The 6356-nt window shown below is 48.4% G+C and carries 4 protein-coding genes; 2 read left to right on the forward strand and 2 right to left on the reverse strand.

Features of this window, described 5'->3' with window-relative positions; translation table 11 throughout:
• Positions 1 to 175: 175 nt before the first annotated feature.
• Positions 176 to 460, reverse strand: coding sequence for a hypothetical protein (locus VB714_RS09030; RefSeq protein ID WP_323223305.1), 285 nt, complete (start codon positions 458 to 460; stop codon positions 176 to 178).
• A 241-nt stretch (positions 461 to 701) separates the two neighbouring features.
• On the opposite strand from VB714_RS09030, the gene VB714_RS09035 reads away from it, so the two are divergent.
• Together VB714_RS09035 and VB714_RS09040 are read left to right on the forward strand one after the other, a co-directional pair.
• Entirely contained in the window at positions 702 to 4676 is a 3975-nt protein-coding gene (locus VB714_RS09035; protein WP_323223307.1) for a CHAT domain-containing tetratricopeptide repeat protein, read from the forward strand.
• Positions 4677 to 4864: 188 nt separating this feature from the next.
• Positions 4865 to 5137, forward strand: coding sequence for a hypothetical protein (locus VB714_RS09040; RefSeq protein WP_323223308.1), 273 nt, complete (start codon positions 4865 to 4867; stop codon positions 5135 to 5137).
• A 43-nt stretch (positions 5138 to 5180) separates the two neighbouring features.
• Here the strand turns inward: VB714_RS09040 and cruG are convergent.
• On the reverse strand, positions 5181 to 6356 hold a 1176-nt coding region (cruG, locus tag VB714_RS09045; RefSeq protein WP_323223310.1), incomplete at its 5' end, for a 2'-O-glycosyltransferase CruG.

A 6356-nucleotide genomic window follows, 5' to 3' on the forward strand; every position in this document is an offset into this window, starting at 1 on the left:
AGATGATTTTCCCAAACCTACTACAGTTTGTAGAACTTGCCAACACCGTGAAATCATTCCTAAACTTAATTTAACAATTTTGCCCGTTTGTCTGTTACGATCTCACAATTTCCTCAAGTTCAGGATGTAGGTAAGGCGATCGCGAAACAATGTACGCGACAAAGAATCTTTAATTTTAATGATTCAGAGCCAAAAATTGAATGCGAGGAATGAGAGCATCTTCAACTAAACCAACTCCGGTAAATCCCCAGCGATCGATAATACTTTTAAGTTGAGGTTGAGAGGCAGACTCGACACCAAAGCGATCGCGAATATCGGCTGCGTGGGTATTCAAATAACTTAAGGCTTCAAAATGTTCGCGAAATAGCAACAAAAATGCCGCCTTTTCATCATTGACTCGAGGACGAGCCACAAGATATTGACCATCGCTATGAGAACGAATCAGATAATGTATTTCCACTGATTAATGATCCTTAAACAATAAACAACGATCGCCAAAATAGAGAAGAATGCAAATTAGAGTTGAGCAGGGAAAAATCGCGGTTTGAGATTTCATCGCTAAAAGTGGATAGGCTTTGTGCGGAGAATCTGATCTATAATTTTAGGCGATCGCGACTTTGCAAATTTTAATGTTTGTTTTAAGGACTGCGATCGCTCGTTGCCCAAACCCGCGCTAAATTCCCAGAGGTTCAGTAAGCAAAATGTTGCAGTGGCTCAAAAATCTCTCTCAACAACTCAATCCGCAAGCCTCTCCCACTGAGGATTCCAGCCAAGATGGAAACAGAGATGCGGAGTTCGGTCAACCCTTGACAGACAAAGATTATGAATTTCTATTTACCCAGTTACTCGAGGGGATCGCTCACGGTTGGCAAGCATCGAGAGTAGAACGTTTCATTGCAGCCCTAGAGAACAGAGGAACTAAAGAACAATGGGTTGAATGGCTGCAGCGCTACGGAGCAAAAATTCTCGCATCTCCTGCCCCAGAGCCTGCCTTAGCCGAACGCATGGTAGCTTTGGGAGAAATTACGCGATTGCTCCCCTCCCTGCAAAAACTTGGCGATACCGCAAGTGGGATCGGGCGATTGCTCATGGCTCGAGAGAAAGGAGGAGATAGCGATACGTGGTCTTACGAAGCAGCTTCTCCCCCCACAGTCGTAGCCAATCCAACCCTTCCCGTCGAAACAGCGATTCCCTCTTCAGAAGAAAGCCCAGAAATCACAACAGAAGGGCTATCTCTCCCCACCCCCCCCACTCCCCCCACACTCCCCACCCCCCCCACACTCCCCACACCCCCTCCCGCCTCAGACTTCAGATGGGAAACTGCTCAAGAAAATGGTGCCAAAACCATTACTCTGGACGAACTGCTAGTCAGGCTGCAAGAAGACGGAAACTTGGTACAGCAAGTGGCTCAACGCTTGGGACTCGATAGCGAAGATCCTCAAGAAATCGTGCAGGAGTTGGTGAGACAAATCAACCAGCGTCAGAGTACCCCCCCTCCCGTTTCCCCTCCACCAGACTCAGAAGGAGATGAAGCCGAAATAGCCTTCACCCAAGGAGTCAAACTCTACGAAACTGGCGATTTTGAAAAAGCGATCGCCGCTTGGGACAAAGCCATTGCCTTAAAACCGGATTATCATCAGGCTTGGGGAAATCGCGGTTTAGGATTAAAAAATCTCGGTCGCTACGAGGAAGCGATCGCCTCTTACGATCGCGCCATCGCCCTAAAACCAGATTTTCACAAAGCCTGGTACAATCGAGGCTTGGCGCTCGACGAATTAGGACGCAGCGAAGAAGCCGTGACTGCTTACGATCGCGTCCTTGAGATGAAACCGGACTTTTATAAAGCATGGTACAGTCGCGGTAATAGCTTGGATGCCCTAGAAAAAAGCGAAGCCGCGATCGCCTGTTACGATCGCGCCATTGAATTGAAGCAAGATTTCTACAAAGCCTGGACCAGTCGCGGCAATAGCTTCAAGAGCATTCAACGCTACCAGGAAGCCGTGGAAAGCTATGATGGCGCATTAAACCTCAAACCCGACGACTACGACAGTTGGTATAACCGGGGTGTCAGTCTTTTTCACCTGGGACGCTACGAGGAAGCGATCGCCTCCTATGAAAGCGCCCTAAACCTCAAGCCCAACGATTACGGCTTATTATGGCTCAGAGGGAATGCTCGCTTGGCTTTGGGAGACTATCTTGCCAGCCTCGCCGACTTCGATCGCGCTGGGGAAATTAAACCCGACTTTGAGAAAATTTGGGAATCTCGCGGACGACTTTTGGCAGAATTGGGACGCACGGAAGCCGCGATCGCCGCTTACGATCGCGCCATCGCCCTCAGTTCCAACCCCGAAGCCTGGCACGGTCGCGGCGATTGCCTTAGAGGTGCCTACCGCTTTGCAGAAGCCCTCGAAAACTACGATCGCGCCCTGAGAATCGCACCGGACTCCGCCCCCCTTTGGAGCGCGCGCGGGGCAACCCTGGTGGAACTCGAACGACCGGAAGAGGCGATCGCTTGTTACGATCGCGCCCTACAATTACAAGCCGATGGCTGGAGGACTTGGAAAGATCGCGCCCAAGCCGTTAAGCGATCGGGGGAACCCGATTTACTCTTGACTGCCTTGAGTCCCCTCGCCCGCGCCTGTCCCAACCTCAACAAACGCGGCGATGAGGGGATTATCGCCAGCTTAGAACGCGGTTTGGAATGTCTGCCCCGCGATCGCTATCCCGAGGCTTGGGGAAGATTGCAGCAACATCTCGGCTTGGCTTATTATCAGCGCGGCCTGGACACCAACGAGCCAGGAATGTTTTGGCGCAAAGCCTTGAGTTGTTATGAAGAAGCCCTGCAAACCCTGACTCCGGAAGCATTTCCCCTTCTACACGCCCAAGTTTTGCAACGACAAATGCAAACCTACTTAGGGTTAGAAGAAAACAAACCCGTAAAATCTCTCTATAACACCGGTAACAAACACCTGCAAAATGCCCTCAATGCGCCCGACTGTTCTGGGGAAAGACAACGCGCCTTGCTTCTGGCTGCCGCAAACTTTCATCGTTTAAGTGTAGACCTTGCCGTACAAGAAGGAGAACTGCTCCAAGCACTCCCTCGCGCCGAGCGGGGCAAAAATACTCTCTTCTCTGCCTTGCTCGATCTGCCCTTGCTCCAAGAAAGCGGCTTAAAATGGACAGAAATACAACAATTATTAGGCGATCGCATGGCGGCCATTGTTTGGCACTTGGGTGATAACGGCTTAACGACCTTTATTCTCAAACCCAATACCCCGGAACCCATTGTTTTAGGGCATACCCCCAATGTCGTTTTAAATGTCGTATTGAGTCCTTCCTTACGCTCTCGGGTAGAACTCGCTAAACAAAGTAGCGAAGACTCTCTCTCTATTCTCCTAGAACTTTTAGGATTGGAAGGAGAGAGCAATACGTCCCTTTCTACTCATGGCGAACAAGCAGAATTAGAAGCAACAGAACCCGATCGAGGAGACGCAACCCCAAAACCCGAAGCCGCAAACGAATATCGCGAAGCTCGCCAGCACCTATCTCAATTTAAAACCTGGTGGCAAACTTGGCAAAGGCGATCGTCTTCCCCCGCACTTCTCTCAGAGCATTTAGCCACAATGCTAGAAGAATTAGCCAAAATTTTGCGAATTCCCGATTTGCTGCAAGAGTTTGAAAATGAGGATATTAATACCCTCCTGTTGATTCCCGATCGCGAGTTGCATTTTCTGCCACTTCATGCACTCTTGCCGGATCGCTTTAATGTTACTTATTTACCCAGTCTCCAATTTACCCACTTCTCCGCCTCTACCCCCGAGAACGCAACTAGCACGGCATTACCCGATCCTTGGCTCAAACCAGAAGGCGAGGTGCAAACTGCCGCCTCTTCTACCGAGACGACCAATACCGCCAAACCGAAAATTAATGCCATTCTCAGCGCGGGAATTGAGAGCCAAGGAAATGAGAAAAATGAGGTTTTCTCCGCCTTACCTTATGCCAGTTTAGAATCGACGCTCATTTGTCGCGGCTTCTCTAACTCCCAGCATTTAACGAATCCCAAAACGGTAAAAGCGAAAATCATTGAATCACTCACAAGAGGATACCGTTTTTGTCATCTATCAACAAATATCACCTACAATTATAAGTCTCCACAAAAATCAGCGATTTTGTTTCCAGGGGAATCCTCGTTAACATTGGCAGAACTACAAAAGCTACCCCTGAGCAGCATTGAGTTATTTGGGTTTTCAGGAGTCGAAGCCCTTTGCGGTCAGCCCGTTGACTCTGCCGCGATCGATCGCTATACGGGATGGGGAGCAGCACTGTTAGGCGCGGGAGTTACTTATGTTTTCTACCCTCTCTGGTATGTGGACTCCATCGCTGGCATTCTTTTCAGCATTGAATTTTATCGCTGCTTATCTCGGGGTTCAACTCCCCCCATCGCCCTCAAACAAGCACAACTTTGGCTGCGAACCGTAACCTATGGGGAATTAATCTCTTGGTATGGCGATCGCTTGGCAGAATTGGGCAATACAGGCAACCCCCATCGTTTGGTATTAGAAGAAGCCGTGACTCGCATTCAAAACGACCCCGCTAAAATGCAGTTAACCACTCCACCTTATGCTCACCCCTATTATTGGGCAGGGTTTAAAATACTGGGCAAACCTTTTCAATAAGCGATTATCAAAGCATCATCGATCGCTATTTTTAGGAATAGAGAGAGAGGAGAAATCGACTGAGGTTCATATTAGAATCGCAGATGGACAATGAGAATATCAACCGGTAGCAGGATTATCAGATTTGATGCAATCTGTGATGATAGGTTACAACAATAGACAATGTAGTTTTTCTCGACCTTCAAACCATGAGTGAAGTAAATTCCAGTGTTGCTGAAGATATCCTTCCCCGCGAAGTTCGGGTAACTCAACTTCATAACTTGATAGAAACCCTTCGTATTGCTGAAGAAATTGCCACTAAAGGCTATTTAATTAGCAGTTCCGAACTTGCAGATTTAATGGATGTTAACGCCAGTGCCGTAACCAGTCGCGGTGATAATTGGTCTTGGCGAAACTGGGTCATTTCCCGCGTGCGTCGAGAAGGCAATCAAATTCTCTGGCAATTGGAACGAGTTGATTAGTGATTAGTGATTAGTGATTAGTGATTGCACTATTCCTTCAAGTTCAATAAACTCGTCCTCGCCACTGTTTCGGTTTTTGTAGAGAAGAGAGAAAAATGCGAGACACTGCGAGGATATCCGCCAGAGGAGATAACCAAAACAGCCAAGAAGCCAAAGTTTTGCTTACCCCTGCGTAAGAGGGGGCGATCGCCATTAACATTAACCATCGCAGGAGGACAAGAAACAGATTTAAGGCGATCGCCAGAGTAATAACCAAAGTGCGATCGCCCCACAGCCAGGCGGAATCCAAGCCGAGTAGTACAGGCAAAGGGAAACCTTGAACCGCAGATAGCAGCCAGACATCTCCCCAAATTTGCCCTAGGGAAGAAGCATCCTTAAGATCGAGCGATCGCCCCCATTCTTGCCAGGTTTCTTTTGCGCCCTCATACATTCGCACCTTTAACACTTCCCTACCCTCTAAAAAGCCTACTTTATAGCCTCGGGCGGCGATGAAACGAGCAAGGGTAACATCATCACAAAATGATGCTTTTGCCCGTTCATAACCGCCAACAGCAGTCAACACAGAACGGCGGCAAAAAAAGCACTGTCCATTGGCCATAACGCGATCGGCAGAAGAAGCATCACTGCCAGAAGGATTAAAACGGTACAGTAGAGTCATTAACAAAGCCGGTTGCAGCCACCATTCTCCTGGATAATGCAAGATGAACTGAGGAGAAAGAGAAATTAAATCATAATTTTCCCTGCAAGCAATTTCTACTAAACTCGCCACTAAACCGGGTTGAGGTTGGGTATCTGCATCAAGTCCCAAAACCCACTCACTTTCTGGGGAACTTTGCCTAAATCCATAATCTAACGCCCAAGGACGACCAACCCAGTCAGGAGGAAGGGTCGGATCGGTTAAAAGAAGCGGTTTTGGAGATGTTTCGGAAGCCTGAACATTTTTCACTAATTCTCTCGTCCCATCTCGAGAATTACTATCCACCACTAAAATTTCCCTCACTTCTCCCCCCTGTTGGCTCAATCCTTGCAAACAAGGGCTAAGGCGTTGAACTTCATTGAGAGTGGGAATAACAATGCTGACGGTACCGCTATACTCTGTTGTTGACTCTCGCGGGGCAAGAGGAGGATGGCGAAAAGCCCCTTTCAATAAGCGAGAGAGAAGAATAAATGTTGCGGGGAGAGTCCAAAGAAGGGAAGCTAATGCGAGGGCGCTGAGGGG

Origin of the sequence: Spirulina sp. 06S082, from assembly GCF_034932145.1 — a bacterium.
GTDB lineage: Bacteria > Cyanobacteriota > Cyanobacteriia > Cyanobacteriales > Spirulinaceae > CCY15215.

Bases quoted from the DNA above. Each gene is read 5' to 3' on its own strand.
- VB714_RS09035 (WP_323223307.1), top strand. From the start codon at position 702: ATGTTGCAGTGGCTCAAAAATCTCTCTCAACAACTCAATCCGCAAGCC.
- VB714_RS09040 (WP_323223308.1), top strand. From the start codon at position 4,865: ATGAGTGAAGTAAATTCCAGTGTTGCTGAAGATATCCTTCCCCGCGAA.